Genomic DNA, 24,380 nt, shown 5'->3' on the forward strand with positions numbered 1-24,380 from the left:
CGAGGCGCCATCAGTGGCCGGGGATACCGACAGAGGTGGAGAAGATCGCAAGGCGCCGCCCGCCCCTCATCCCCCTGCCGGGACCTTCTCCCCGCCCGCGGGGAGAAGGAGATCGTCATCCCGGGCTTGACCCGGGACCCATTGGCAGAATGCGTAAGAGCACGGCCCGGTCCTCACCCCGGCACCACCAGCCGCACCCGGCCACGCCTCTCAATGGTCCCGGCTCTCGCTCCGCTCGGCCGGGATGACGACGATGAAGCGCTCACCCCACTCCCGTCATCCCGGGCCTGACCCGGGTCCCATTGGCAGCGCGCGCAAGAGCACGGCCCGGTCTTCACCCACGCCCCTGGAACAGATTCTCCACATGCACCGGCCAGCGGCGGGGAAGCACGGCGACGAGGTCGAAGCGCAGCGAGAGGCGCGCGTGGTCGGGTTGGCGCGCAAGCCAGAGGTCCGCCGCGCGCTCGATGCGGGTCTGTGCATGGTAGGCCACCGCATCCATCGCCGCCTCCACGGTCGGGCGTGCCTTCACCTCGACAATCGCCACCACGTCGCCGCGCCGGGCGATCAGGTCGATCTCGCCAAGCTTCGTGCGGTAACGACGAGCCAGAATGCGATAACCCTTCAGCCGCAGCGCCATGGCCGCCAGCCACTCGCCGCGATGGCCGAGCCGATAGGCTTTCTGCCGCGCCTCACTCCGCATCGCTCTTGGCTTTCAGGTGAAGAAGCCGCTGATAGAGCTCGGATTTGCGCCCGCCGGTCATGCGGGCGGCTTCACCCGCCGCCTTCGAGGCGGACATCTCTTCGGAGAGCGCCATGAGCAGCCGGTCCACATCTTCCGAGCTCGATTCCTCTTCATCCAGGGGCGGCGCCACGCACACCACCACCTCGCCCTTGGGCGCACCGGAGTCGGCGTAATGCGCGGCCAGATCCGAAAGCGCGCCACGCCGCAGTTCCTCGAATGTCTTGGTCAGCTCGCGTGCCACGCAGGCCTGGCGCGCGCCGCCAAGCACCTCCGCCATGGCGGCCAGACTGTTATCAAGGCGGCGCGGGGATTCAAAAAACACCAGTGTCGCCGGCGTCTGGCGAAATGCTTCGAGCCGCGCGCGGCGCTGGCCGTCCTTCACGGGCAGAAAGCCGGCAAACAGAAAGGCATCCGTCGGCAGACCGGAGGCCGAGAGTGCTGCCAGCACCGCCGAGGGCCCCGGAATGGGCACGACGCGCAGACCCTTTTCGATCACCTGATCCACGAGACGATAGCCGGGATCGGAGACGAGGGGCGTGCCGGCGTCGGAGATGAGCGCAACGCTCTGTCCCGCTTCGAGTGCGGCCAGAAGGCGCGGCCCGGCCTTTTCCGCATTGTGCTCGTGATAGGCGGTGAGATTCTGGCCGATGCCATAGCGCGCAAGGAGCACGCGCGAAACGCGGGTGTCCTCGCAGGCGACGATATCCGCCCCGGCAAGCACTTCGAGCGCGCGCAGCGTGATGTCGCCGAGATTGCCGATGGGCGTTGCCACGAGATAAAGCGCCGGCTCCAGCGGTGCCGCGCCGATGCGGGCGCTGCCAACGACGAAACTTTTCTCCCCGCGCGGGTTATCCATAACTCTTTGATCCTTATTCGCTCATCTCTTTGACATGGAGGCATGTGGGTTGCAAAGTCGCGCGCTGAATTTGGGACGGATGCGACGTATGAAAGTCTGGACATCGCCCGGTCGCAGAACCGGGTTCCGCTCGCTGGCGCTGGCCGGTCTTCTGGTACTCGGTGGCTGCGTGGGGGGCGATGTGCCCTACGGCATGCCGCAGCCGGGCGGTCAGGGCATTGCCACGCAGCCGGTTGTGGACAATGCGCCGCGTCTGCCCGCCTCGGGTGAGGTGATTGGCACCGGTGAGACGCGTGTTGCGCTGCTTTTGCCACTAACCGGCGAAGGCAATGCCAGCCGCATCGCTGCCGAGCTGAAGAACGCCGCACTGCTTGCCATGGACGACGTCGGCCTGAACGCGCTTGAACTGGTGGTGAAGGACACGGGCGGGACCACCGAAGGCGCTGCAATCGCTGCCGGTCAGGCCTCCGCCGAAGGTGCCGCTGCCGTGCTGGGACCGCTCTTTTCGGCCAATGTGCGCGCCGCCGCGCCGCCGCTCGGCATGTCGCAGACCCCGATGATCGCGTTTTCCTCCGACCGTGGAGCGGCATCGCCGGGGGTCTATCTCAATTCGTTCCTTCCGCAGGGCGTGGTCCAGCGCACGCTTTCCTATGCCGCGGGTCAGGGCGTGCGCAGCGTGGTGGCGATCCTGCCCGAGGGGGCTGCCGGCGACATCGCAGAGGCCGAAGCGCGCCGCACCATGCTTTCCATGGGGGGTGAGGTGACGGCGGTCGCCCGCTATGCCTATGACAACATGTCAGTCTATGAAGCGGTGCAGGGCGTTGCCGATGCGGTGCGCGCGGCGGATGCCGTGTTCATCCCCGATGGCGGCACGAGCCCGGCCACCATCGCATCCACCATGACCGAAACCGGGATCGACATTTCCGGCAAGAAGCTATTGGGGACCGGGCAATGGACGAGCGCCAATCTGGCGGATCCTGCCCTTCAGGGCGCATGGTTTGCCGATACGGACCAGAGCCGCGTCAACGCCTACAAGCAGCGCTATCAGGCGCGGTTCGGTGCCGAGCCTTCGCTCACATCCGCGCTTGCCTATGACTCGGTTGTTCTGGTGGCCAACATCGCAAAGGGCGGCGGCGGGATCCAGCGTCACGCGCTTGAAACGCCGGTCGGTTTCAATGGCTATACCGGCCTTTTCCGCTTCCTGGGCGACGGCACGACCGAGCGCGGATACGCCATCTATGAGGTTCGGGAAGGCAAGGCCGAGATCATTGACGCGGCGCCGTCTCGGTTTGGGGGAGGCAGTTAGGCGTTATCGGGCCAGATCGGCGACAACCGCATCCAGCACGATCATGCCCTTCGGCGTCGCGCGCAGCCGGGTGTTGCCAACGGGCTCGACAAGGCCTTCCTCCTCCAGCACCGCAATGCGCGCATTGGAAAGCGCTCGCCCCGAAAGCGCTTCATAGCGTGGCAGGTCTATGCCCTCGACAAGCCGCAGCCCCATCAGCAGGAATTCATCGGCTTCCTCATCATGGGTCAGAACCTCGCCGCCGATCACGCCATGACCCTCGGTCTCGACGCGTTCGAGCCAGGTCTCCGGCATCTTTTCGGTGAAAGTCACATGGCGGCGGCCATCCTCGATGAACCGCCCATGGGCGCCGGGGCCGGCACCGACATATTCGCCATAGCGCCAGTAGACGAGATTGTGCCGGCTCTCCGCGCCCGGGCGAGCGTGGTTGGAAATCTCATAGGCCGGCAGCCCCCGCGCCGCCGTCACCTCCTGCGTGATCTCGTAAAGTCGTGCGGCATGATCCCCATCCGGCATGGCGAGCTTGCCGGCCTCATGGAGAAGCTGGAAGCGCGTACCTTCCTCGATGGTGAGCTGATAGAGCGAGAGATGATCAGCCGCGTGGCCGATGGCCTGTTCGAGCTCGCTGGCCCAGGCCTCCTCGCTCTGGTGTGGGCGGGCATAGATCAGGTCGAAGGAGAGGCGTGGAAAAATCTCGCGGGCAAGCCCGATCGCCTTCAGCGCTTCATCGACATTGTGCAGCCGTCCGAGAAATTTCAGATCCCGATCGTTGAGCGCCTGAACGCCGAGCGAAACACGGTTGACGCCGGCCGCGCGGTAACCGCGAAAACGGTCTGCCTCGACGGAGCTTGGATTGGCCTCCAGCGTCACCTCGATACCGTCCGGAACGCTCCAGTTGGTCGCAACGGCATCAAGCAGCGCACCGACGGTTCCGGGTTCCATCAGCGAGGGCGTCCCCCCGCCGAGGAAAATGCTGGTAACGGTACGGGGGCCGGTTCGCGCACGCATGGTGGCAAGCTCGCGCTCAAAGGCGGCGGCAAAGCGGGCCTGATCCACCGGCTGGTGGCGTACATGGCTGTTGAAGTCGCAATATGGGCATTTGGCCGCGCAGAACGGCCAGTGCAGATAGACGCCGAAACCCGGAGCCGTATCGAGTGGGATGATCACGCGGCGCCCAGCCTGGCGCGGGCGAATTTCTGGAAGGCGCGGGCGCGGTGGGAGAGGGCATGCTCGTCGCCGGGCTTCCAGCCATGCTTCTGTTCCGCGCTCATCTCACCGAAAGTGACGTCATGACCGAGTGGCTGAAACACCGGATCGTAGCCGAATCCGTCCGTACCGCGCGGCGGCCAGACCAGATGCCCTTCGGCTTCACCACGATAATACTCGGTCTCGCCGTCGGGAAAGCACAGGCATAGCGTCGCCACAAAGCGGCCGGTGCGCTTTTCCGGCGTGTCTGCGCCGGTTTCGGAGAGCAGCTTTTCCGTCTTCTCCATGGCCATCATGAAGTCGCGGCTGCCGTCGTCCTTGGTCGCCCAGTCGGCGGTGTAGACGCCGGGTGCGCCGTCCAGCGCATCCACGCAGAGGCCGGAATCGTCGGAAAGCGCCGGCAGGCCGGTGGCCGCGGCTGCGGCCAGTGCCTTGATGCGGGCGTTTTCCTCAAATGTCGTGCCGGTTTCTTCCGGCTCGGGCAGGCCGAGCTCGGCAGCCGAGCGCACCGTGTAGCCGAACGGGGCCAAAAGGTCTGAAAACTCGCGTAGCTTGCCCTTGTTATGGCTGGCGAGCACGAAGGTCTTGTTGTCGATCGGTCTCAAGTCAGTCCCCAGATGCGCGGTTCGGCAAATTCGAGCGAATTGCCGGAGGGATCGCGGAAATAGATCGAGCGGCCGCCGCCGGGCCACTCGAAATCCGCCTCGATGGCGATGCCGCCCGCTTCGAGATGCGCCTTCCAGCGGACAATCTCTTCGGCAGTTGCGGCAAAACAGAGGTGGCCCTGTCCGCGGGCACCATGCGGCGGCACGGGAAGCCGGGCGTCGGCTGCGGGCGATTCGGCGGTTGCCGCTGGATCGAACAGCAGAAGAACGGTCTGCCCGCAGCGAAAGAACACATGCCTGCCCTCGACCCTGGCGATCCGCTCCAGCCCAAGCGCTTCGCCGTAGAAGCGTTCGGCTTCGGCAAGATCGCTTACGTAGAGCGCGGCTTCAAGGATTGCCGAGGGTTGCATGGTTCGCTTTGCGCCAGTTCAGGAGATGGCCATCTTCTGCATGTCCACGAGCTTGGTGATACCCTTGCGGGCAAGCCCCATCAAGGCTGCGAACTCGTCTTCGGAGAAGGGCTCGCCCTCGGCCGTGCCCTGAATCTCAACGATGCCGCCCTTGCCGGTCATCACGAAATTGGCGTCAGTCTCGGCAGCCGAGTCTTCGGCATAGTCGAGATCGAGAACGGGCGTGCCGTTATAGATGCCGCAGGAGATGGCGGCGACATGATCTTTCAAAACCTTGTCGCGGCTGACCATCTGGCGCGCTTCCATCCAGGAAAGGCAGTCCGAAAGGGCGATGAAACCACCCGTTATGGCCGCCGTGCGGGTGCCGCCGTCGGCCTGGATCACGTCGCAGTCGACGGTGATCTGCTTCTCACCAAGGGCCTGCAGGTCCACGACCGAGCGGAGCGAGCGGCCGATGAGGCGCTGGATTTCGAGCGTGCGGCCGCCCTGCTTGCCGGAAGAGGCCTCGCGGCGCATGCGGTCGCCAGTGGAGCGCGGCAGCATGCCGTATTCCGCCGTCACCCAGCCCTGGCCGGAATTGCGCAGCCATGGCGGCACACGCTCTTCAAGGCTCGCCGTGCACAGCACATGGGTGTCGCCGAAGCGCACCAGACACGACCCCTCAGCGTGCTTGGAAAAGCCGCGCTCGAAGCTGACGGCACGCATTTCATCGGGTTCGCGTTTGGAAGGGCGCATGGGCGGTTCTCTCCAGAGTTATCAAGTATCGGCGGCTTGTAACTTTACGCATTCACGAACGCAAAGGAATTCCGGAAACCGGCGGAAAACCGGCCAGATACTAACCAAGAAGACTGTTGTTTTCATACTGGCCGCGCTTATATTCAGCTGATCAGAGGTCGTGAATGACGAAACCGGTCTTGGACAGAGAATTTCAGGAACATGCGCTGCAATCGCTGGATAGTCGGTCCCGCGAGATTTTTCGGGTTATCGTCGAAACCTATCTGAGAGATGGCGATCCGCTCGGCTCGCGCAATCTTTCGCGCATTCTGTCGACGCAGCTTTCCCCGGCCACCATCCGCAATGTAATGAGCGATCTCGAGCATTTGGGGCTCATCTATGCCCCGCATGTTTCTGCCGGTCGCATGCCCACGCAGCAGGGGCTGCGCTTTTTCGTCGATGCGTTCATGGAGATCGGCGATCTTTCCGATGATGAGCGCCGCATCATCGAAACGCAGGTCAAGGCATCGAGCAGCGGTCATTCGCTGGATCATATGCTGACCGAGGCAAGCCAGCTTCTCTCCGGGCTTTCGCGCGGGGCAGGTGTTGTTCTTGCAACCAAGTCCGAAGCGGCGCTCAAGCACATCGAATTCGTGCAGCTGGAGCCACGCAAGGGGCTGGCAGTTCTCGTTTCGCAGAACGGGGACGTGGAAAACCGCGTGATCGACCTTCCCGAGGGGGTCACCATATCCCAACTGCACGAGGCCTCGAACTTCCTCAATGCGCATATTCGTGGCCGCACACTGGCCGAAACGCGGGCCGAGCTCTCGCGTCTGCAGGAGGAAACGCGCGCCGCGCTCGACACGCTGTCGCAGGAGCTTGTGGAGCAGGGGCTTGCCGTCTGGGCGGGCGCCGAAAGCGGCCAGCCGGCGCGGCTGATTGTGCGGGGGCGGGCCAATCTGCTTGAAAACCTGACGGCCGAAGCCGATCTGGAACTCCTGCGGCGCCTGTTCGAAGATCTGGAAACCAAGGAAGGTTTGATCCAGCTTCTCGACATGGCTGAAGAGGGGTCCGGTGTGCGCATCTTCATCGGCTCGGAGAATCGTCTTTTCTCGCTCTCCGGTTCGTCACTCGTTGTGGCGCCTTATCGCGACCAGGAATCGCGTGTGATCGGTGCGCTGGGCGTTATTGGCCCCACGAGGCTGAATTACGCCCGCATCGTGCCGATGGTGGACTATACCGCGCAGATCGTGGGGCGTTTGCTGCGCTGAGTGAGACTGGCGGGGAGAAATCACCGGACCAAGCATCAGGCCACCCCCTTGATTTTGCCGGCGCGAACCTCGATATCGGGCGCAATATTCGAACAATTCTAAAACCATAGACGGACTGACATGACCAATCAGGCTAAGGACAACGAACAGGCCAGAACCGAAGCGGCAGAGGACCCGAACGTGAAGGCGTTCGAGGAGAACGCCGGCGAAGAGGCGGTTTCGGAAGAAGACGTCCTGGTAAGGCTGGCCAAGGAAAACGAGGAGCTGAAGGAACGCGCCCTTCGCCTCGCCGCCGAGATGGAGAACCTGCGCAAGCGCACGGCGCGCGATGTTACCGAAGCGCGCAGCTATTCGATCGCCGGATTTGCCCGCGACATGCTGACGGTTTCGGACAATCTGCGCCGCGCGCTCGAGGCGGTGCCGGCGGAGGCGCGCGCCGCCGCTGACAGCGGCCTTTCCTCGCTGATGGAAGGCGTCGAGATGACCGAGCGCTCCATGCTCTCTACGCTGGAGCGACATGGCGTGAAGCAGATCGACCCGAAGGGCGAGCGCTTCGATCCGCATTTTCACCAGGCGATGTTCGAAGTGCCGGATCCGGCAACCCCTGAAAACACCGTCGTTCAGGTGGTGCAGCAGGGATATGTGATTGGCGAGCGTGTTCTGCGCCCGGCCATGGTGGGTGTTGCCAAGGGCGGCCCCAAGGCGGGTGCTGTACAGAACGGCGAGAATGTTGCCGCCGAACCCGGTCCACCCAATCCGCAGGCCGAGCGCGACGCCTGACATCAAAACCGCTGCCCCGGTTCTGATCGCATGGCAGCGACAGTCAGGTCGCTGCTTGCTTCCTATTCATCGGCCCTTCGGCTATCCAGAGTGTGGAGGGCCAGATGGATCTGATTCAGCTTCTCGATTATGCCGGCGTGGCCGTGTTCGCGGCGACTGGGGCGCTTGCCGCCTCGCGCAAGGAACTCGACCTCATCGGCTTTGTCTTTCTCGCCGGGGTAACGGGCACCGGCGGCGGCACGCTGCGTGACCTTGTGCTTGGTGTGCCGGTCTTCTGGGTCGAAAACCACATTTACATCGTCGTCTGCGCCGTGATTGCGGTGCTGGTCTTTTTCGCTGCGCCGCTGGTGGAGTATCGATACCGGCTGCTCCTGTGGCTGGATGCGGCCGGCCTTGCGGCCTACTCGGTGCTGGGGGCCGCCAAGGGACTGGAGGCTTCCGGATCGGCCATCGTTGCGCTGGTCACCGGCATGCTGACGGCCACGTTCGGCGGTGTCCTGCGCGATGTTCTGGCCGGTGAACCCTCGGTGCTCCTGAGACCCGAGGTCTATGTCACGGCCGCTCTTGTCGGCGCGGGTGTGTTCACCGTCGCCGACCTTGCCGGAGTCGAGGGGGCGGTCGCAGCCCTGATCGCTGTCACAGCGGCATTTCTGGTGCGCGGCGGAGCTCTCGGATTTGGCTGGACAATCCCGCGCTACCGGTCGCGGCCCGGCCGCCCGCCCGAGGAACTAGAGTAGACCGGCCTGCTGCGCCTCGTAGCGCAGATCCTTTTGCGGGCGTGGGCCGATCTGCTGGATCACGAGACCGGCAGCGAAGGAGCCGAGACGGCCGCAGTCGCGCAGGCTGTGCCCGTTCGTGTAGCCGTAAAGGAATCCTGCAGCGTAGAGATCGCCGGCACCCGTGGTGTCCACCAGTTCGTCGATCTGGATGGCTTCGACGGGGATCGTCTCGTCATCCGTGATGATGATCGAGCCCTTCTCGGAGCGGGTGACGACAGCCAGGCGGGTGTCCTTGCGCATTGCTTCCAGAGCGCTGTCGAACGATGCGGTCTGATAAAGCGAGAGCAGTTCGTGCTCGTTGGCGAAGACGATGTTGACCCGGCCCGAGCGCATCAACTCCAGGAATTCGTCACGATAACGGTCGACACAGAACGGATCGGACAGCGACATGGCCACCTCGCGGCCCGCAGCATGGGCTGCGTCGGCGGTCATCCGGATCGCCTCCTTGGCGCGTGGCGGGTCCCACAGGTAGCCCTCGAAATAGGTTACTTTGGAGCCACTGGCCTTGTCTTCTTCGACGTCTTCGGGGCCGAGTTCAACGCAGGCACCGAGATAGGTGTTCATGGAACGCTCGCCATCAGGCGTGACAAAGATCATCGACCGCGCTGTCGGCGGGTGGCCTTCGAGCGGCTTCGTATCGAAGGCGACGCCCTGCGCGCGGATGTCGTGCGCGTAGATTTCGCCGAGTGTGTCGTTGGAGACCTTGCCGAAGAAGGCGGATTTGCCGCCAAGGCTGGCGATGCCGGCTGCCGTGTTTCCGGCGCTGCCGCCGGAGGCCTCGATGGCCTGCCCCATGCGGTCGTAAAGCAGCGTGGCGCGATCGACGTCGATCAGGTTCATCGCTCCACGGATGATGTCGTTTTCTTCCAGAAACGCTTCGTCGCAGCGGGCGATAATGTCGACAATGGCGTTGCCGATGCACAGCACGTCATATTCGCTCAAATTCAGATCTCCAGATATGCAAGGGAAGCGTTTTGGCTTGAAGCTCCGGGCGGTTTAGCGGTTTGGGCGCGATTTGCAAGTCATTGGTGCGGGGCATGCGCCTTGCACCGACGCGAAACCGACCCTATCTCGAAACCGCAGACAAACCTGAAAGGGCCTCAAAGCGCATGATCTTCGACGCGGCGCGCGCCGCCATAAGCCGTCTCTTTTCCAGCGAATTCCGTGGCGTGTTTTTCAAGACGCTGGGTCTGACGCTGCTGGTGCTTCTTGGCGTGTGGTTCGGCGCGAAAGAGCTGTTCGAGTATTTCGCGCTGCCCTGGTTCGACGCGTTCTTTCCCGATCTGCCGTCATGGCTTGGCTGGCTGAGTTTCGTTGCGGCGATTGCCGCAGGGCTTGGGCTCGCTGCCGGCCTTGCGCTTCTCATCGCGCCGGTAACGGCCGTGATCGCCGGTCTGTTTCTCGACGATGTGGCTGAAGTGGTCGAAAAGGAAGATTACCCGCAGGATCCGCCCGGAAAGGCGCTGCCGCTGGGTGCTGCGATCGCCACGTCGATCAAGTTTTTCGGTGTCGTCATTCTGGGCAACGTCGTCGCGCTTTTCCTGCTTCTGGTGCCCGGCATCAACATTCTCGCCTTCTTTCTGGTGAATGGCTATTTGCTTGGGCGTGAGTTCTTCGAGTTTGCCGCCATGCGTTTTCGCAGCGAGCCGGAGGCCAAGGCGTTGCGCCGCCGCCATGCGGGCACGATCTTTCTGGCCGGCCTAGTGATTGCGGGCTTTCTCGCCGTGCCGATCCTCAACCTGCTGACCCCGCTTTTCGCCGCAGCCATGATGGTGCATCTGCACAAGATGATCTCGCAGGAAGATGCAGCTCGCGCTGGGCAAAGTGCAGGGCTGCGCGGGTAGTCGAAGCGAGCGATCAGGCCTGCGGCGCCAGCTCCATAAGCGGAGCAGGCATCTCGCTTGTCTTTTCTGCCGATTTACAGATGTCGGCGATAACGCAGGCCGGGCAATCGGGTTTGCGTGCCTTGCAGACATAGCGCCCGTGCAGGATCAGCCAGTGATGGGCGTGGCGCATGAATTCGGCCGGTATAATCTTCACCAGCGTATCCTCCACCTGTTCCGGCGTCTTGCCGGGAGCAAGCCCGATGCGATTGCCGATGCGCAGGATATGCGTGTCGACGGCATGGTGGGCTGACCGAACGACATGTTGAGCACCACATTGGCCGTCTTGCGGCCCACACCCGGCAGGGTAACGAGGGCCTCGCGGCTGTCGGGCACCTGCGATCCGTGATCGCGGATCAGCGCCTCGCTGAGCGCGATGACGTTCTTTGCCTTGTTGCGCCAGAGCCCGATGGTGCGAATGTATTCGCCGACCTTCTGCTCGCCGAGTGCCAGCATCTTCTCCGGCGTATCGGCAACCTTGAATAGATCGCGCGTCGCCTTGTTCACGCCCGCATCCGTCGCCTGCGCCGATAGCACCACCGCAACAAGAAGCGTGAAGGCATTCACATGTTCAAGCTCGCCTTTCGGCTCTGGCCGCTGAACCGAGAAGCGACGGAAAATCTCGTGGATCTCCTCGGGCGAATAGACGGTTTTGCGTTTGCGGGAGCGGGCGGGTTTGCGGGGCGCGGCAATTTTCTTCTTGGGCTTTTCCATGGGCCTTCTATAATCGGGATCATGGCCGAAACAAACAGTGCAGACGCTCCCGTCTTTCAGGCGTTGCTGACGCCGTACCGCTCGCTGAGCATGCGCGGCTTTACAATTCTCATGGCGGTTCTGCTGCTCGTCTGGCTGACCATCGGTGCGGTGTTTCTGAAGCTCGGCGCCTGGCCGGTGTTCGGTTTCTTCGGGCTCGACATTCTGGCGATCTACGTGGCCTTCCGGCTGAACTATCGCGCCGCCCGTGTGCGCGAGGAAGTGCGGCTGTCGCGCACCAGTCTCGACATTCGCAAGGTGCCGCCCTCGGGCAGGGCCGAAGAGCACCATTTCAACCCGTTCTGGACGCGGTTTCGCATCGATCGGCACGATGAGATCGGCATCACCGGCATGGCGGTCGAGATGCGCGGCAAGCGCGTGGCGCTCGGCAGTTTCCTGAACCCGGACGACCGGGAGAGTTTCGCCGCCGCTTTCGGAGAGGCGCTCGCCACCGCCAGAGGCCGGTGAACTTGGCAGGAAACGGGTGGTTGACTGGCCCGAAACGCGGCATGGTCATGCTCAGGAAAAATGTCATGTGGCACCAGCGCGAAGGCGAGTGCCGGGAGTTAACACCATGAACGTGCAGACAGCCCTGTTGCAGCGCGATGTGACGCCGGAAGGCAGCGACTACGAGGTCGTGCGCCGGGTGATCGAGAAAATCAGCCTCGACTATCGGGACCAGCCCTCGCTGGAGGAAATCGCCGGTGAAGTGGGCGATACGCCGAACGGCCTGCAAAAACTGTTTACGCGCTGGGCAGGGCTTTCGCCCAAGGCGTTTTTGCAGGCAGTGACGCTCGATCACGCCCGCAGACTGCTCGATTCGGGCATGCCGCTGCTCGATGCGGCACTGGAGCTCGGCATGTCCGGGCCGGGGCGCCTGCACGACCTGTTCGTGACGCATGAGGCGATCTCGCCCGGTGAATACAAGGCGCGGGGCGCGGGCCTCACCATGCGCTACGGGTTTCATCTCTCGCCCTTCGGTCAGGCGCTTGTCATGGTGACGGAGCGCGGTCTGGCGGGGCTTGCCTTCTGCGATCCGGGCGATGAGCGCGCGGCATTCGAGGATATGGCGTCACGCTGGCCGAACGCCGATTACGAGGAAGACATGGCGGCCACCGCACCCTATGCGGCGCGGGTGTTCGATCCGTCGCGCTGGCGCGCGGAAGAGCCGCTGCGTGTGGTGCTGATCGGGACAGACTTCCAGGTGCGGGTCTGGGATGCGCTTTTGAAGATCCCGATGGGCCGGGCCTGCGCCTATTCCGATATCGCCGAGCGGATCGGCAAACCCACGGCGTCGCGCGCCGTTGGTGCAGCGGTGGGAGCGAACCCGGTTTCCTTCGTGGTGCCGTGCCATCGCGCGGTCGGCAAATCCGGTGCTGACGGGCTATCACTGGGGTCTGACCCGCAAGCGCGCCATCCTTGGCTGGGAGGCAGGGCAACTCTCTCAGGCCGATTGATGCGGCTCTCTTCCCGGAAACCTACAGATTGTCCCGCCTGACTGTGGAATGAACGAGTTTGTTGCCAGATTATTGATGGAGCATCGGAATAACCGAAAACCGGATTCCACTTTTCGGCCCAATGCTCTACGTTCCCGCGCAAATCTGCGTGGGAGTGTGCTTTGATCGTCATCATCGGTTCCATCAATCTCGATCTGATCGCTACCGTTCACCGTCTGCCCAAGCCGGGCGAGACGGTGCCGGGCGACACGTTCGTCACCGCACCGGGCGGCAAGGGGGCAAACCAGGCGCTGGCCGCCAGGCGTGCCGGTGCCAGCACCCGCATTGTCGGGGCCGTGGGCAATGATCCGTTTGCCGGCGAGGCGCTGGAGCTTCTGAAAGCGGCGGGCGTCGATCTCTCCGCCGTACATCAGGCCGAAAGCGCCACGGGCACGGCGCATATCCTTGTTGACCGCGAGGGCGAGAACACCATTGCGGTGGTGCCGGGCGCGAATGCCGACGTTCTGCCGGGGCATGTGGCGCAGGCAGCGCTCGCGGCCGGAAACCACGTGCTCCTGCAACTCGAAATCCCCATCGAAACGGTGGCCGCCTCCATCGAGGCTGCGCGTAAGGCCGAAGCGATTTCCATTCTCAACACGGCGCCCTATCGGCCAGAGGCGAGGGACCTCCTCGCAGGGGCCGATTATGTTGTCGCCAACGAGACCGAGTTCGATCTCTATGCCGATGCGCTCGGGCTTGACGGCGAGGATCGCCGAGCCCGCATGAAGGCATTCGCCGCCAAAACAGGCCGCACCGTCATCGTGACGCTGGGCGGTGAAGGCGCGTGGGCTGCGACACCTGATGACTTTGTCACCTGTCCTTCGATGAAGATCACCCCCGTCGATACTGTCGGCGCGGGTGACACTTTCTGCGGCTACCTGGCTGCTGGACTGTCCGAGGGGCTCGACCTTGATACCGCACTGCGGCAGGCAACGGTGGCCGGAGCGCTCGCCTGCCTGAAGCCGGGCGCGCAGCCGGCCATCCCGCTTCGCAGGGATGTCGACGCGGCGCGCGCGTGAGTGTGGCCTTCATCGGCGGCGCGGCTTACAACCGCGCGAGCCGTTCCGTCAGAAGCTTAAAGAAGCCGTCAGCGTCGATGTCGCGCATTACGAGAGCGTTCTTCGGCCGTTCGGTCACCTGCCACCAGTCGATCACCGTCATGCCCATGGTGAGCTCGGAGCCTGTCTCCACCGCCACATTGCATCTGCGGCCCCTGAAGAGGTCGGGCTGGAGCAGATAGGCGATGACGCAGGGATCGTGCAACGGGCCGCCGTCGGTGCCGTATTTTTCCTCGTCGAAACGCTCGAAAAATTCCAGCAGCTCGGCACAGGCGTCCCCGACCTTCGTTCCCAGATCGCGAATGGCTGCGATGCGGCTGCGTGTGGTGAGCGCCCTGTGCGTGACATCGAGCGGCATCATGACCACTGGAACGCCGGAGCGCAGCACCACATCGGCAGCATGCGGATCGACATAGATGTTGAATTCGGCCGTGGGCGTGACGTTGCCGCCCTCGAAGAAACCGCCCCCCATCAGCACGATTTCGCGGATGCGGGAGGCGATGCGCGGCTCACGGTTGAGCGCCAGCGCGATGTTGGTGAGCGGGCCGAGGGGGCACAGGGTGATTTCGCCCTCTTCATGCGCCATCAGGGTCTCAATGATGAAATCGACCGCATGCTGTTCCTGCAGGGGCATTTCAGGTTCGGGCAGGTCCGGGCCATCGAGCCCGGTGCGGCCGTGAACATGTTCAGCGGTGACCAGATCGCGGACCAGCGGGCAGATTGCGCCCGCAAAGACCTTCGTTTCGGGTTTGCCGGCCAGTTCGCAGATTTTGCGTGCATTCTTCTCGGTTAAGGCCAACGGAACGTTGCCGGCAACGGCGGTGATGCCAAGCACATCCAGCTCCGGACTGCCCAGCGCCAGTAATATGGCCAAAGCATCGTCCTGGCCGGGATCCGTGTCGATAATAATCTTGCGCGCTGCCGCCATGCAGTTGCTCCAGAATGCTTGAAACGCGGGTTTTGAGCGACCATATCAGTTGAGAAGAGGAAAATGCCAACCGGGTTTTTCTCTATCCACGTCGCTCTTTGAGGACTGTTTAAATGACGCGTATGACTCCTTTTTCGAATCCGCTTCTACTTGGGTTCGACAGTATGGAAAAAACGCTCGAACGCATTGCGAAATCGGGCGATGGCTACCCGCCTTACAATATCGAGCGCATCCGCGCGGAGAACGAACAGGGCGTGACGCTGCGCATTACGCTGGCCGTGGCAGGTTTCAGCGCTGATGATCTGGATGTCACGACGGAAGAGAACCAGCTCATTATTCGTGGCCGGCAGGCCGATGAAGGCGAGCGTGAGTATCTGCACCGCGGCATCGCCGCGCGCCAGTTCCAGCGCATGTTCGTGCTGGCGGAAGGGATGCGGGTTCTGAATGCCGAATTGAAAAACGGCCTTCTTTCCATCGATCTCGACCGCCCCGAACCGGAACGGCTGGTACAAAAAATAAACATTTCCGTGAAAGACTGACATACTGGTCTTATTCGGGAGGAAACCGGACGGGCTGACCCGTTTCGGAACCTTGGGCTCTTCAGCGGGTTGGTTTCATAGGGAAACGCCTGCGCTAAGGAGGCTTGCATGACCGAACATGAGCACAAATTCGCGATTACCCAGCAGCAGCTTGCCCATATCGGCGAAGGCGCAGTGGCTTACATGCGCGAAATGGACGCCGAGGATCTGCAGGGCAAGTTCCCCGGCATGCCGGACCTGAAGCCAGGCACACGGTTATGGGCGCTTTTCGGGGCCGATGGACAGCCGATCCTGCTGGCCGATGCACGCGACGCAGCGCTCGCAGGCGCGATGCAGAACGATCTGGAAACCGTCAGCCTCCACTGAGGCAGGGGCATTGAACAAGAGTGTCGGGGTGTGCGGGTGACTGCGCGCCCTGATGCATATCTGGCTCCGGAACGCTTCCGGGTCTTGACAGCAGAGCCAATCTTCCAGGCAATGGCAGCCGTGCCTTTCGCGCACCAGGATTGGAGGGGAGGCCATGCCGGTCAGCAAAACCAGATTTCCACTGATCGATGTTTGGGGCAGACCGGAGGAACGGGGCCGGCAGATAGGCGCTGCCTTTGGCGAGCGGATTGGCCGTACGCTTTCCCTTTACAGGGCGTATTTCGCGCGGCCCGTCGAAGAACTGCTTCCGGTGGCTGCTCATTTTCGCGGCGTTATCGGCGCGTTCGATCCCCACTACGCGGCTGAAATCGAAGGGATCGCCGAGGGCGCCGAGGTCGATCCGTTATGGGTCTACGCGCTCAATGCGCGCAGCGAGCTGCTAGCGGCCCTTTCGGCCTCTGAATGCACGGTGGTGCAATACACCGGAACGCCTTTTACGGGTCAAAACTGGGACTGGTCCGAAAAGCTTGAGGAACTGGTCGTTCTGATCCGTTCCGAGGATGAGCGGGGCAGGCGTTTCCTGACCATGACAGAGCCCGGCATTCTGGCCAAGGTCGGACTCAACGATGCGGGTTTTTGCGTGTGTCTCAATTTCCTGCCCACGCCGAAACCGACAAATGGCCTGCCCTCGCACGTGCTCCTGCGGGCCCTTCTGGACGCGGGATCCTGGGCAGACGTAGAAGAAACGCTTGAGCGTGCCGGCACCGGCCGGTCGCTGAACCTGCTGGTCGCAGGTGCGGACGGGCGCGGTATCAACATCGAATATGAGGGTGATGCCGCGCGGCGCATGGAGGCAGGAGGCACTGCCACGACCCACACCAACCACTACCTGACCTGCGATGCGCCTGTGGATGCCGAATTGCTGGAAAATTCGACGGCACGGCTAGACCGCATCCGCGCCCTGACGGCTCCCGGCTCGCCGACGGACCTTGCACGGCTCAAATCGGTCCTTTCCGATCAGGAGCACTCCGAGCACGCAATCCTGGCACCCTACAGGGACAGCGAAGGGTTCCTTGGCCGCAAGGGCACGGTCTGCACGATCGCGATGGATCTTGCCGAACGGCGTATGCATATCCGCCGCGGCAACGATCCGGCCAATCCGTTTCACCAGATACAGGTCGTCGAAAAGGAAACGGCCCTCTCCATGTGAGAAGGCCGTCTACGAAGAGGACCGATGGTCCTGCCGCCAAAAGCGCTGAGCGTTCAGGCGGCGTTGGAAGCCGGTGTCTGCGACAGGAAGCTGTGAATGGCAGCCGCGTCCTTGGTGCCGCGTATCTTGGCCGTATTGTCGGCATCGCGCAAAACGCGTGCGATGCGCGACAGTGCCTTGAGGTGATCGGCACCGGCCCCTTCGGGCGCAAGAAGCAGGAAAACGAGATCGACGGGCTGGTCGTCGATGGCCTCGAAATCGACCGGGGTCTCCAGGCGTGCGAACACACCGGTGATGCGGTCGATGCCGGGCAGTTTGCCGTGCGGAATGGCGACACCATTGCCGACGCCGGTGGAGCCCAGGCGTTCTCTCTGCAGAATGGTATCGAAGACTTCGCGTTCCGGTAGGCCGGTCACTGCGGCGGCCTTTTCGGCCAGAAGCTGCAGGAGCTGTTTCTTCGAATTGGCCTTCAGGGCGGGGATCACGGCCTTCTGGTCGATCAGATCGCTCAGATCCATGTCTATGCATCCTCTGCTTTGTCTGTTCGCCGGTCATGCTGCATGACCGGCGCTGAGGCTGGCACGGAACCTATGCGCTTGCCACTGCCGACGGATCAATCCAGCCGATGTTTCCATCGGCGCGGCGGTAGACAATGTTCACTTCGTTGTTTCCGGCATTGCGGAACACGAAGACGGGATTGTCCTTGGTGTCGAGCTCGATGACGGCGGAGGCGACAGACATGGTCTGCAGAGCCATCTTCGATTCGGCGACCACGGTGGGCGCGTAATCTTCCGGGACCTCTTCTTCATCTTCGGCCACCGGCGCCATGACGCGATACGCAATGTCCATCGGATCGACATTCTGGCCGTTGTTGTGGGATTTCAGCCGGCGCTTGTAGCGGCGCAAACGCTTTTCGATGCGCTCGGCGGCAGCATCGAAAGCGGATTGCGGCTCCTGCGCCTGGCCAGTGCCCTGCAACACCATGCCCGTGTCGAGATGGATCATACAATCGGCGGCAAAACGAGAACCCGACTTTTCAACCGTCACGCGACCGGCAAACCCACCATCGAAATACTTGTCGACGGCTTCGCCGATCCGCTCCTCAATACGCGAGCGAAACGCTTCGCCGATGTCCATATGCTTTCCGGAAATACGTAAGCTCATCTGAAAACAGACCTTTCCTGATCAGACACCGAACGAATCGAGTTTATACGTGTGGCTTGCATGTACAAGGTGCCGCGGCGGATTGTGATATAGTCGGCCGCGTATCCCTTCTTCGGTTGCTGGCACTGCGGACAAAAAGTCGAAGGCTCTCAAGGCCTGGTAGTCCATGCGGGCGGGCTTCTAGTGGCTTCCGCCGCCCTTGTCAATTCAACCCCGCGCGCAATCAGGCGCGCGTGCCCGCCGCGGCGAGCATCTTTTTCTCGCGGCGGCGCTGCACCGAAGAGGGAATATTGAGCGCTTCCCGGTACTTGGCCACGGTGCGGCGGGCGATTTCGATGCCCTCTTCGCGCAGCATATCCACAAGGGTGTCGTCGGAAAGCACGGCCGATGGTTTCTCGGCATCGATGAGGGCGCGAATGCGATCGCGCACGGATTCCGAAGAGTGCGCGTCGCCGCCGGACGCGGAGCCAAGCGCCGATGTGAAGAAGTATCGAAGCTCGAAGGTCCCGCGCGGGGTCATCATGTATTTGTTGACGGTTACGCGGCTCACGGTCGATTCATGCATCCCGATGGCTTCTGCCACAGTGCGCAGATTGAGCGGCCGCAGATGGCTGACACCATGAACCAGAAATGCGTCCTGCTGGCGAACGATCTCGGATGCAACCTTGAGGATCGTCTTTGCCCGCTGGTCGAGGCTGCGGGCGAGCCAGTTGGCGCTTTGCAGGCATTCGCTCAGGAACTGGCGCTCGCCTTCGCGGGCCTGGCTGGAAACCTGCGCGTAGTATGGCTCGTTGACGAGAACGCGGGGCAGGGTCTCGGGATTGAGTTCCACCGCCCAGCTTCCATCGCTTGCCGCCCTGACGACGATGTCGGGCACAACCGGGTCTGCGGTGCCGCCCGAGAATGCCATGCCGGGCTTGGGGTCGAGCGCGCGAATTTCAGACAGCATGTCTGCGAGGTCTTCCGCATCGACGCCGCACAGGCGGCCAAGGGTACGGAAGTCGCGTTTGGCCAGAAGTTCCAGGTTCTCCACCATCGCCTTCATCGCCGGATCGTAGCGATCCTGTGCGATCAGCTGCAGGGCGAGGCACTCGGCCAGATCGCGCGCAAAGATGCCGGGCGGATCGAAGGTCTGGCAGGTGGAGAGCGCGGCATTGACGGCCTCGCGGGCCGCGCCGATGCGCTGCGCAAGTTCTCCGGTGTCAAGGCTGAGATAGCCCGCCTCGTCCAGGCCATCGGCGAGTTCATGGGCGATGAGCAACTGCGCCGGATCGGTGAAGGCCAGGGCTATCTGGCCGTTGACGTGGTCGCGCAGGGTAGGGGTGGCGGCCGTGGTGCTTTCCAGGTCGAAGGCCGTCCCGCTGCCGCTCTGGAGCCCGTTGCCGCCGGCCGATTTCCACTGTGCCGAAAGATCGGAGCTGATGCGCTCCTGCGTGCCCGGATCGTCGGGAAACAGGTTTTCCAGCGAGGAATCGAGCCTGTCCGATATGGATTCTGCGGTGTTCTCGCGTGGTTCTGGATCGTTTTGCCAGGTTTCGGCGCGTTCCTCGGCATTGTCTTCGCCGCGTTCCAGCAACGGATTGCGCTCGATCTCGGCGTCGAGGAAGTGCTCAAGCTCCAGATGCGTCATCTGCAGCAGCTTGATCGACTGCAGCAGTTGCGGCGTCATGACGAGCGATTGCGTCTGACGCAGATGGAGTTTTGGCGCAAGCACCATCACATGAGCCCCGATTGCGCCCGGCAGGGGTGCCGGGAGAAAACCGGATTCAATTGGCCCGACTTTTGCTTGTCAAGCTGAAAGAGGCAGATGGCTAAAGGGTGAAACCTTCGCGAGATAAAGACGGCGCACATCTGCATTGCCGACAATGTCGTTGGGCCGTCCGTGCGTGAGCACCTGGCCGGCATGAATGATATAGGCCCGGTCGATCAGTCCCAGTGTCTCGCGCACATTGTGATCGGTGATCAGAACGCCGATGCCGCGCGCGGTGAGATGGCGCACGAGCTGCTGAATATCGGTCACGGCGATGGGGTCGATGCCGGCGAACGGCTCGTCGAGCAGCATGAAGTTGGGTCGGCTGGCGAGCGCGCGGGCGATTTCCAGCCTTCGCCGTTCGCCACCCGAAAGCGCGACAGAGGGCGATTTGCGCAGATGGCCGATGTTGAATTCCTCAAGCAGCGCATCGAGGTTTTTGTCGCGTTCCTTGCGGCTTGGCTCGACGACTTCCAGGATGGCGCGGATGTTCTGTTCGACGGTCAGGCCGCGGAAGATGGAGGCCTCCTGCGGCAGGTAGCCGATGCCGAGCCGCGCGCGGCGATACATGGGCATTCCGGTCACGTCGTGTCCGTCGATGTGGATCGTGCCCTGATCAACGGGAACAAGGCCCGTGACCATGTAGAAGCAGGTGGTCTTGCCGGCGCCGTTGGGACCGAGCAGACCCACGGCCTCGCCCGCGCGCACACCGATGGAAACCCCGCTGACGACCTGGCGGCCCTTGTAAGCCTTGGTGAGACCGCGCGCGATCAGCGTGCCCTTGTAATTGGGCAGCTTGCCGCTCGCCGGATTCTCTGCGGCGGGCTCTTTCGCCGCCCGCTTCTTACGCAACTTGGAAATCAACGCGGATTACTGCCTGTTCTGGGAGCCGGGGGTGAGGAGCATCTTCACGCGGCCGCCCGAGCTGCCGCCTTTGCAGCCATCGAGCTTTGCCTGACCATTCTTCATCTGCACGGTGAGGCGGCAGCCGACGATGACGTTCTCGCCCTCCGAGAGGACAACCTCCTTGCCGGACAGAACGAGCACCTCGGTCGCCATGTCGAACGTGGCGCTGTCGCCGGTGGCAACCTGGTTCTCAGATTTCACGTAGACATTGCCGTCCACCTCGAGCCGGTCGATATTCGCGCTCCCTGTGGCTGCCGAGCCGCCATCCTTGAGATAGTAGACCTTCATGCGCCCCGCCTTAAGCAGGGTTGGCCCCTGCACGATGGAGACATTGCCGGAGAAGACCGCGACATTCTCGCTCTCGCGCACCTCAAGGCGTTCGCTCTCGATCTGGATGGGCTTGTCGCCGGAAAGCTGGAGGCCCGTCAGGCGGCTCTGGGAATCCTGCGCAAAAGCGGCAGAAGACAATCCCGCCAGAAGGAGCACGCCAGAGGCGAGCCTTGAAAAGCTTCCGATGCGCATTGTGTTCCTCTCCGTTGCCTGGCCATCGCGCCGGTGACCGTGGTTCAGTTTCCCGTTGCCGACGCTGTGTCGCGAAGCCGCGACGGGTCGATTGTAACGCGAACGCGTTTATCGAATACAAACACTTTGCCGCCGTCTTCCGCCGCGAAGGAATCGGCTGCAATCTTCGTTCCGTCAAGCTCGATTTCCACGGGCTTGGAGGAGGCGAGGCTGCTCTTTTCGATGTCGATTTCGGCGGAATCGAGGGTCGCAACAATGCCGGAAGTGGTGCGTAGCGAAATCTTGCTGGTGATGTCCAGACGGTTGTTGCCGCGATCGTAGATGCCGTCGCTTGCCTGGATCGTCGCGAAATTGTCGGCGTCGACCGGCACATGGGCGCGAATGCCCTCAAGCTCGATGACATCTTCGCCGCCCAGCTTCTGACGCGCGCGCTCGGCAGTCATCTTGTAAGGGCGATCGTCATTGGTGAAGCCATTCAGCTCCGGGCTGGACATGACCAGCGAACCGCCTTCGATCGACGCGCTCGCCAGATCTATGGCGCCGCGCGTGCCCGAGAAGATGTAGGAATATCCGGCAAACACGACGGTGATGACAAGCGCCGCCGCGGGGAGAACGCGTTTGAGAAGTCGCACGCGCTGCGAATGGCGTGATGCCTGCTCAAAGGCTTCCACACCGCGTTCGCTGCTGCGGATTGCCTGGCCGCGCCCGCTCTTCGCCGTACCGGCGCCGCTGTTGACAGGATTGCTCATCATATTTTTCCGCGTGTTCCGCAGCCGGTTACTCAAGTCGGTTACTCGGCCGCCTGGGCATGGCCCTTCCCGGATACAGCCAGCATCGTTCCGATTGGGAACGTACCATCCGTATGTCGGCGGAACACCGTCGCCGACCCCTCTCTAGATCTCCGTGCGTCCATCCAGATGCGCAAAGGACGATCTAAACAATTGAGGGAGCACCGGAATAATCCAAAAACCGGATTCTACTCTTCGGTCCGATGCTCTAGCCAATACTGCGTGGCCGGAAAACTCCAAGTCCTGAATTTGCCCCTCGCTTCTCACTTTCACCCCAATATGGCTATTTTTGGATTAACGACAATGATTTAAGCGCAATTTTTCCAGCTTTTGTGTCCAGGATGCGTGCTTGTTGCAGAATCTTGCACAAAGGCGGTGGCTCCGAACTGGCCTTTGCACTAAAAGGCGCTTGGTTTGGACCGAATTTTCCGGTGAAAGCGAGGCTGTCATGTCCATTCGAGCGGATGAACTCATCGACCGTCGGCGATTGCGGCGCAAGCTGACGTTCTGGCGGGTCGTGGCCTTTGCCGTCATCGTGCTGGCGATCGCGTTCGCGACACGGCAGATCATGGCAAGCGCGGTGGATGTTTCCGCGAACCATATCGCGCAGGTCAAGATTTCCGGCACGATCTTCGAAGATGACGAACTGCTTGAGCGGCTTGAGCGTATTCGTGAAGCCCCATCAGTAAAGGGCGTGATCCTGACGATCGATTCGCCCGGGGGCACCACAGCCGGCGGCGAGGCGATCTACGAAGAGGTGCGTCGTCTGGCCAGTGAGAAGCCGGTGACGGCTCAGGTGGGCACGCTTGCGGCCTCGGCCGGTTACATGATCGCCAGCGCCACCGATCACATCGTCGCGCGGCAGTCCTCCATCGTTGGCTCCATCGGCGTCCTGTTCCAGTATCCCGACGTCAGCGGGCTGATGGACAAGCTCGGCGTGAAGCTGGAAGAGATCAAATCCTCACCGCTCAAGGCAGAGCCTTCGCCGTTCAAGCCGACCAGCGACGAGGCGCGCGCCATGATCCGCGCCATGATCCTCGACAGCTATGACTGGTTCGTCGATCTCGTGACTGAACGCCGTCCGCTTTCGCGCGACGAGGTCCTGAAACTCGCCGACGGATCGGTCTTCACCGGTCGCCAGGCGCTTGACAACAAGCTGGTGGACGGGCTCGGCGGTGAGCGTGAAGCAAAGGAATGGCTGGTCTCCAAGGGGCTCAGCGACGATCTCGACGTGGTCGAATGGAAGAAGCGCGAAACGGCGAGCAGCCTTTTCCTGCCCGAGATTGCCTCGCGTTTTCTGGGCGTGCCGCAAGGCGGTGCCGACATCCTGCGTGAGCTTGGCGCCGACCGCATCTTCCTTGACGGTCTGCTATCGGTCTGGCAACCTGAAATGAAAAGGTTGACTGACTAAAAAAGCAAACAAAATCATCTTTGTGTCAGAGACAACCGGCGACAAACAGGGCAACTCAGCGGCGGAAAAGAACCCATGATCAAATCAGAGCTCGTGCAGACGATTGCCAATCGCAATCCGCATCTCTATCTCCGTGACGTGGAAAACATCGTCAACGCGATCTTCGAGGAAATTTCCGACGCGCTCGCGGAAGGAAACCGCGTGGAATTAAGAGGTTTCGGTGCGTTTTCGGTGAAAAACCGCCCGGCCCGCACGGGGCGCAATCCACGCACCGGCGAGTCCGTTGAGGTAGAAGAAAAGTGGGTTCCCTTCTTCAAGACCGGCAAGGAACTGCGCGAACGCCTGAACGCGGAGAAGGACCGGTAAGTCTTCCCTGAAGCATCTTCCAGATTAACAGTGGGTTGAAATGGCCAACCGCATCATTCTCGTACTTGTTCTCGTGCCGTTGGCAGTGATCATCGTTGCGCTGGCCGTAGCCAACCGCGCCCTGGTTCCCTTCACGATCGACCCGTTCAACCCAGGCAATCCTGCTCTCACCGTTCACTGGCCTCTGTTCGCCTATCTTTTTGCCTCTGTGGCACTCGGCATGGTGGTGGGCAGCCTCGCCACCTGGTTCCGCCAGGGGCGCTACCGCCGCGACGCGCGGGAACGCAGGAAAGAGGTCGACAAGCTGCGTCAGGCCCCGGCGGCTGCCGCCAGCAATGCGCCGCAGATCAAACATTCCCCTTCCTGAAACCTGCCGGGCAGGCGCGAGCTTCGCTGACGCTTTGTTGCCTGCGGGGCGCGGCTGTGGCAGAAGCGCGGGCATAGTTGCCCAGTGTCGGAGACCCGATTGAAGCCTGTGCGCGCCAAACGCCGGAACGATGACCGGCGCAGCCCGAAGAAACAGACAGCTCCGCGTGAAAAGCCGCAGCGCCAGCCCGAGCCGAGCGCG

The 24,380-nt window shown here is 62.4% G+C and carries 26 protein-coding genes and 3 pseudogenes; 14 read left to right on the forward strand and 15 right to left on the reverse strand.

Annotation, left to right across the window (positions count from 1 at the left end):
- Positions 1-334 precede the first annotated feature (334 nt).
- Both JCM21793_RS16270 and rsmI read right to left on the reverse strand, forming a co-directional pair.
- A complete protein-coding gene (locus JCM21793_RS16270) occupies positions 335-703 on the reverse strand; it encodes a YraN family protein (protein ID WP_025031043.1) in 369 nt (122 codons plus the stop codon).
- Positions 693-1,601, reverse strand: a complete 909-nt coding sequence (gene rsmI / locus JCM21793_RS16275; RefSeq protein WP_025031044.1) for a 16S rRNA (cytidine(1402)-2'-O)-methyltransferase — start codon at positions 1,599-1,601, stop codon at positions 693-695. The genes JCM21793_RS16270 and rsmI overlap by 11 nt, the downstream gene beginning before the upstream one ends.
- An 88-nt stretch (positions 1,602-1,689) precedes the next feature.
- On the opposite strand from rsmI, the gene JCM21793_RS16280 reads away from it, so the two are divergent.
- On the forward strand, positions 1,690-2,907 hold the full coding sequence (locus JCM21793_RS16280) for a penicillin-binding protein activator (RefSeq protein WP_025031045.1): 1,218 nt from the start codon (positions 1,690-1,692) through the stop codon (positions 2,905-2,907).
- 3 nt (positions 2,908-2,910) lie between these two features.
- On the opposite strand, the gene hemW is transcribed toward JCM21793_RS16280, so the two are convergent.
- Genes hemW through rph form a run of 4 tightly spaced genes read right to left on the reverse strand, consistent with a single transcriptional unit; the run spans position 2,911 to position 5,863 of the window.
- Positions 2,911-4,074, reverse strand: coding sequence for a radical SAM family heme chaperone HemW (gene hemW, locus JCM21793_RS16285; protein ID WP_025031046.1), 1,164 nt, complete (start codon positions 4,072-4,074; stop codon positions 2,911-2,913).
- A complete protein-coding gene (gene rdgB, locus JCM21793_RS16290; protein ID WP_025031047.1) occupies positions 4,071-4,718 on the reverse strand; it encodes an RdgB/HAM1 family non-canonical purine NTP pyrophosphatase in 648 nt (215 codons plus the stop codon). The genes hemW and rdgB overlap by 4 nt, the downstream gene beginning before the upstream one ends.
- Entirely contained in the window at positions 4,715-5,128 is a 414-nt protein-coding gene (locus tag JCM21793_RS16295; protein ID WP_025031048.1) for a VOC family protein, read from the reverse strand. Before JCM21793_RS16295 ends, rdgB begins: the two co-directional genes overlap by 4 nt.
- Before the next feature lie 18 nt (positions 5,129-5,146).
- Positions 5,147-5,863, reverse strand: coding sequence for a ribonuclease PH (gene rph / locus JCM21793_RS16300; RefSeq protein ID WP_007008103.1), 717 nt, complete (start codon positions 5,861-5,863; stop codon positions 5,147-5,149).
- 164 nt (positions 5,864-6,027) lie between these two features.
- Between rph and hrcA the strand changes: the two genes are divergently transcribed.
- From hrcA to JCM21793_RS16315, 3 genes are all read left to right on the forward strand, one after another.
- The gene (gene hrcA, locus JCM21793_RS16305) at positions 6,028-7,113 is read left to right on the forward strand and encodes a heat-inducible transcriptional repressor HrcA (RefSeq protein WP_007008104.1); all 1,086 of its coding nucleotides are present in this window, start codon (positions 6,028-6,030) and stop codon (positions 7,111-7,113) included.
- A gap of 120 nt (positions 7,114-7,233) precedes the next feature.
- Positions 7,234-7,893, forward strand: coding sequence for a nucleotide exchange factor GrpE (gene grpE / locus JCM21793_RS16310; RefSeq protein WP_007008105.1), 660 nt, complete (start codon positions 7,234-7,236; stop codon positions 7,891-7,893).
- A 104-nt stretch (positions 7,894-7,997) separates the two neighbouring features.
- Entirely contained in the window at positions 7,998-8,630 is a 633-nt protein-coding gene (locus JCM21793_RS16315) for a trimeric intracellular cation channel family protein (protein WP_025031049.1), read from the forward strand.
- Here the strand turns inward: JCM21793_RS16315 and JCM21793_RS16320 are convergent.
- Complete coding sequence (locus JCM21793_RS16320; RefSeq protein ID WP_025031050.1) at positions 8,622-9,614, reverse strand: adenosine kinase; 993 nt, start codon at positions 9,612-9,614, stop codon at positions 8,622-8,624. The two genes, JCM21793_RS16315 and JCM21793_RS16320, sit on opposite strands and share 9 nt — an antisense overlap.
- 167 nt (positions 9,615-9,781) lie before the next feature.
- Between JCM21793_RS16320 and JCM21793_RS16325 the strand changes: the two genes are divergently transcribed.
- On the forward strand, positions 9,782-10,516 hold the full coding sequence (locus tag JCM21793_RS16325; protein ID WP_025031051.1) for a sulfate transporter family protein: 735 nt from the start codon (positions 9,782-9,784) through the stop codon (positions 10,514-10,516).
- A gap of 13 nt (positions 10,517-10,529) precedes the next feature.
- Here JCM21793_RS16325 and nth read toward each other — a convergent pair.
- A pseudogene (gene nth, locus JCM21793_RS26535) lies at positions 10,530-11,269 on the reverse strand (endonuclease III).
- Positions 11,270-11,290: 21 nt separating this feature from the next.
- Here nth and JCM21793_RS16335 point away from each other — a divergent pair.
- From JCM21793_RS16335 to JCM21793_RS16345, 3 genes and pseudogenes are all read left to right on the forward strand, one after another.
- Positions 11,291-11,776 carry a DUF2244 domain-containing protein gene (locus tag JCM21793_RS16335; RefSeq protein ID WP_007008111.1) on the forward strand — a complete coding sequence of 162 codons (486 nt, stop codon included), beginning with the start codon at positions 11,291-11,293 and terminating at the stop codon, positions 11,774-11,776.
- Positions 11,777-11,882: 106 nt separating this feature from the next.
- Positions 11,883-12,765 (forward strand): annotated as a pseudogene (locus JCM21793_RS26540) (methylated-DNA--[protein]-cysteine S-methyltransferase).
- 161 nt (positions 12,766-12,926) lie between these two features.
- Positions 12,927-13,823, forward strand: coding sequence for a ribokinase (locus JCM21793_RS16345; RefSeq protein ID WP_025031052.1), 897 nt, complete (start codon positions 12,927-12,929; stop codon positions 13,821-13,823).
- A 25-nt stretch (positions 13,824-13,848) separates the two neighbouring features.
- Here the strand turns inward: JCM21793_RS16345 and JCM21793_RS16350 are convergent, their stop codons facing one another.
- Positions 13,849-14,790, reverse strand: coding sequence for a nucleoside hydrolase (locus JCM21793_RS16350; RefSeq protein ID WP_007008114.1), 942 nt, complete (start codon positions 14,788-14,790; stop codon positions 13,849-13,851).
- A gap of 113 nt (positions 14,791-14,903) precedes the next feature.
- Between JCM21793_RS16350 and JCM21793_RS16355 the strand changes: the two genes are divergently transcribed.
- The 3 genes from JCM21793_RS16355 to JCM21793_RS16365 all read left to right on the forward strand — a co-directional run bounded on the left by JCM21793_RS16355 (position 14,904) and on the right by JCM21793_RS16365 (position 16,905).
- Positions 14,904-15,329 (forward strand): Hsp20 family protein, encoded by a 426-nt coding sequence (locus JCM21793_RS16355; RefSeq protein WP_007008115.1) that lies wholly within the window; start codon positions 14,904-14,906, stop codon positions 15,327-15,329.
- A 108-nt stretch (positions 15,330-15,437) separates the two neighbouring features.
- On the forward strand, positions 15,438-15,695 hold the full coding sequence (locus tag JCM21793_RS16360; RefSeq protein ID WP_007008116.1) for a BQ00720 family protein: 258 nt from the start codon (positions 15,438-15,440) through the stop codon (positions 15,693-15,695).
- 154 nt (positions 15,696-15,849) lie between these two features.
- Complete coding sequence (locus tag JCM21793_RS16365; protein WP_025031053.1) at positions 15,850-16,905, forward strand: C45 family autoproteolytic acyltransferase/hydrolase; 1,056 nt, start codon at positions 15,850-15,852, stop codon at positions 16,903-16,905.
- A 53-nt stretch (positions 16,906-16,958) separates the two neighbouring features.
- On the opposite strand, the gene ptsN is transcribed toward JCM21793_RS16365, so the two are convergent.
- From ptsN to lptC, 6 genes and pseudogenes are all read right to left on the reverse strand, one after another.
- Positions 16,959-17,423 (reverse strand): PTS IIA-like nitrogen regulatory protein PtsN, encoded by a 465-nt coding sequence (ptsN, locus tag JCM21793_RS16370; protein ID WP_007008118.1) that lies wholly within the window; start codon positions 17,421-17,423, stop codon positions 16,959-16,961.
- 70 nt (positions 17,424-17,493) lie between these two features.
- Entirely contained in the window at positions 17,494-18,069 is a 576-nt protein-coding gene (gene hpf, locus JCM21793_RS16375; protein ID WP_007008119.1) for a ribosome hibernation-promoting factor, HPF/YfiA family, read from the reverse strand.
- 223 nt (positions 18,070-18,292) lie between these two features.
- On the reverse strand, positions 18,293-19,786 hold the full coding sequence (gene rpoN, locus JCM21793_RS16380; RefSeq protein WP_025031054.1) for an RNA polymerase factor sigma-54: 1,494 nt from the start codon (positions 19,784-19,786) through the stop codon (positions 18,293-18,295).
- Between the two features lie 94 nt (positions 19,787-19,880).
- A pseudogene (gene lptB, locus JCM21793_RS26545) lies at positions 19,881-20,683 on the reverse strand (LPS export ABC transporter ATP-binding protein).
- 6 nt (positions 20,684-20,689) lie between these two features.
- Positions 20,690-21,247 carry an LptA/OstA family protein gene (locus JCM21793_RS16390; RefSeq protein WP_025031055.1) on the reverse strand — a complete coding sequence of 186 codons (558 nt, stop codon included), beginning with the start codon at positions 21,245-21,247 and terminating at the stop codon, positions 20,690-20,692.
- A gap of 44 nt (positions 21,248-21,291) precedes the next feature.
- Positions 21,292-21,996, reverse strand: a complete 705-nt coding sequence (lptC, locus tag JCM21793_RS16395) for an LPS export ABC transporter periplasmic protein LptC (protein WP_007008123.1) — start codon at positions 21,994-21,996, stop codon at positions 21,292-21,294.
- Between the two features lie 487 nt (positions 21,997-22,483).
- On the opposite strand from lptC, the gene sppA reads away from it, so the two are divergent.
- The 3 genes from sppA (at position 22,484) to JCM21793_RS16410 (ending at position 24,179) form a co-directional block, all read left to right on the forward strand.
- Positions 22,484-23,446 carry a signal peptide peptidase SppA gene (gene sppA / locus JCM21793_RS16400; protein ID WP_025031056.1) on the forward strand — a complete coding sequence of 321 codons (963 nt, stop codon included), beginning with the start codon at positions 22,484-22,486 and terminating at the stop codon, positions 23,444-23,446.
- 75 nt (positions 23,447-23,521) lie between these two features.
- The gene (locus JCM21793_RS16405; RefSeq protein WP_007008125.1) at positions 23,522-23,812 is read left to right on the forward strand and encodes an integration host factor subunit beta; all 291 of its coding nucleotides are present in this window, start codon (positions 23,522-23,524) and stop codon (positions 23,810-23,812) included.
- 40 nt (positions 23,813-23,852) lie between these two features.
- Positions 23,853-24,179: a lipopolysaccharide assembly protein LapA domain-containing protein gene (locus tag JCM21793_RS16410; RefSeq protein WP_025031057.1), complete on the forward strand. Its 327-nt coding sequence runs from the start codon at positions 23,853-23,855 to the stop codon at positions 24,177-24,179.
- Positions 24,180-24,380 lie beyond the last annotated feature (201 nt).

The organism is Nitratireductor aquibiodomus NL21 = JCM 21793, assembly GCF_000615975.1.
Taxonomy (GTDB): domain Bacteria; phylum Pseudomonadota; class Alphaproteobacteria; order Rhizobiales; family Rhizobiaceae; genus Nitratireductor; species Nitratireductor aquibiodomus.

Bases quoted from the DNA above. Each gene is read 5' to 3' on its own strand.
- JCM21793_RS16270 (WP_025031043.1), bottom strand. From the start codon at position 703: ATGCGGAGTGAGGCGCGGCAGAAAGCCTATCGGCTCGGCCATCGCGGC.
- rsmI (WP_025031044.1), bottom strand. From the start codon at position 1,601: ATGGATAACCCGCGCGGGGAGAAAAGTTTCGTCGTTGGCAGCGCCCGC.
- JCM21793_RS16280 (WP_025031045.1), top strand. From the start codon at position 1,690: ATGAAAGTCTGGACATCGCCCGGTCGCAGAACCGGGTTCCGCTCGCTG.
- JCM21793_RS16295 (WP_025031048.1), bottom strand. From the start codon at position 5,128: ATGCAACCCTCGGCAATCCTTGAAGCCGCGCTCTACGTAAGCGATCTT.
- rph (WP_007008103.1), bottom strand. From the start codon at position 5,863: ATGCGCCCTTCCAAACGCGAACCCGATGAAATGCGTGCCGTCAGCTTC.
- hrcA (WP_007008104.1), top strand. From the start codon at position 6,028: ATGACGAAACCGGTCTTGGACAGAGAATTTCAGGAACATGCGCTGCAA.
- grpE (WP_007008105.1), top strand. From the start codon at position 7,234: ATGACCAATCAGGCTAAGGACAACGAACAGGCCAGAACCGAAGCGGCA.
- JCM21793_RS16315 (WP_025031049.1), top strand. From the start codon at position 7,998: ATGGATCTGATTCAGCTTCTCGATTATGCCGGCGTGGCCGTGTTCGCG.
- JCM21793_RS16325 (WP_025031051.1), top strand. From the start codon at position 9,782: ATGATCTTCGACGCGGCGCGCGCCGCCATAAGCCGTCTCTTTTCCAGC.
- JCM21793_RS16335 (WP_007008111.1), top strand. From the start codon at position 11,291: ATGGCCGAAACAAACAGTGCAGACGCTCCCGTCTTTCAGGCGTTGCTG.
- JCM21793_RS16350 (WP_007008114.1), bottom strand. From the start codon at position 14,790: ATGGCGGCAGCGCGCAAGATTATTATCGACACGGATCCCGGCCAGGAC.
- JCM21793_RS16355 (WP_007008115.1), top strand. From the start codon at position 14,904: ATGACGCGTATGACTCCTTTTTCGAATCCGCTTCTACTTGGGTTCGAC.
- JCM21793_RS16360 (WP_007008116.1), top strand. From the start codon at position 15,438: ATGACCGAACATGAGCACAAATTCGCGATTACCCAGCAGCAGCTTGCC.
- JCM21793_RS16365 (WP_025031053.1), top strand. From the start codon at position 15,850: ATGCCGGTCAGCAAAACCAGATTTCCACTGATCGATGTTTGGGGCAGA.
- ptsN (WP_007008118.1), bottom strand. From the start codon at position 17,423: ATGGATCTGAGCGATCTGATCGACCAGAAGGCCGTGATCCCCGCCCTG.
- hpf (WP_007008119.1), bottom strand. From the start codon at position 18,069: ATGAGCTTACGTATTTCCGGAAAGCATATGGACATCGGCGAAGCGTTT.
- rpoN (WP_025031054.1), bottom strand. From the start codon at position 19,786: ATGGTGCTTGCGCCAAAACTCCATCTGCGTCAGACGCAATCGCTCGTC.
- JCM21793_RS16390 (WP_025031055.1), bottom strand. From the start codon at position 21,247: ATGCGCATCGGAAGCTTTTCAAGGCTCGCCTCTGGCGTGCTCCTTCTG.
- lptC (WP_007008123.1), bottom strand. From the start codon at position 21,996: ATGAGCAATCCTGTCAACAGCGGCGCCGGTACGGCGAAGAGCGGGCGC.
- sppA (WP_025031056.1), top strand. From the start codon at position 22,484: ATGTCCATTCGAGCGGATGAACTCATCGACCGTCGGCGATTGCGGCGC.
- JCM21793_RS16405 (WP_007008125.1), top strand. From the start codon at position 23,522: ATGATCAAATCAGAGCTCGTGCAGACGATTGCCAATCGCAATCCGCAT.
- JCM21793_RS16410 (WP_025031057.1), top strand. From the start codon at position 23,853: ATGGCCAACCGCATCATTCTCGTACTTGTTCTCGTGCCGTTGGCAGTG.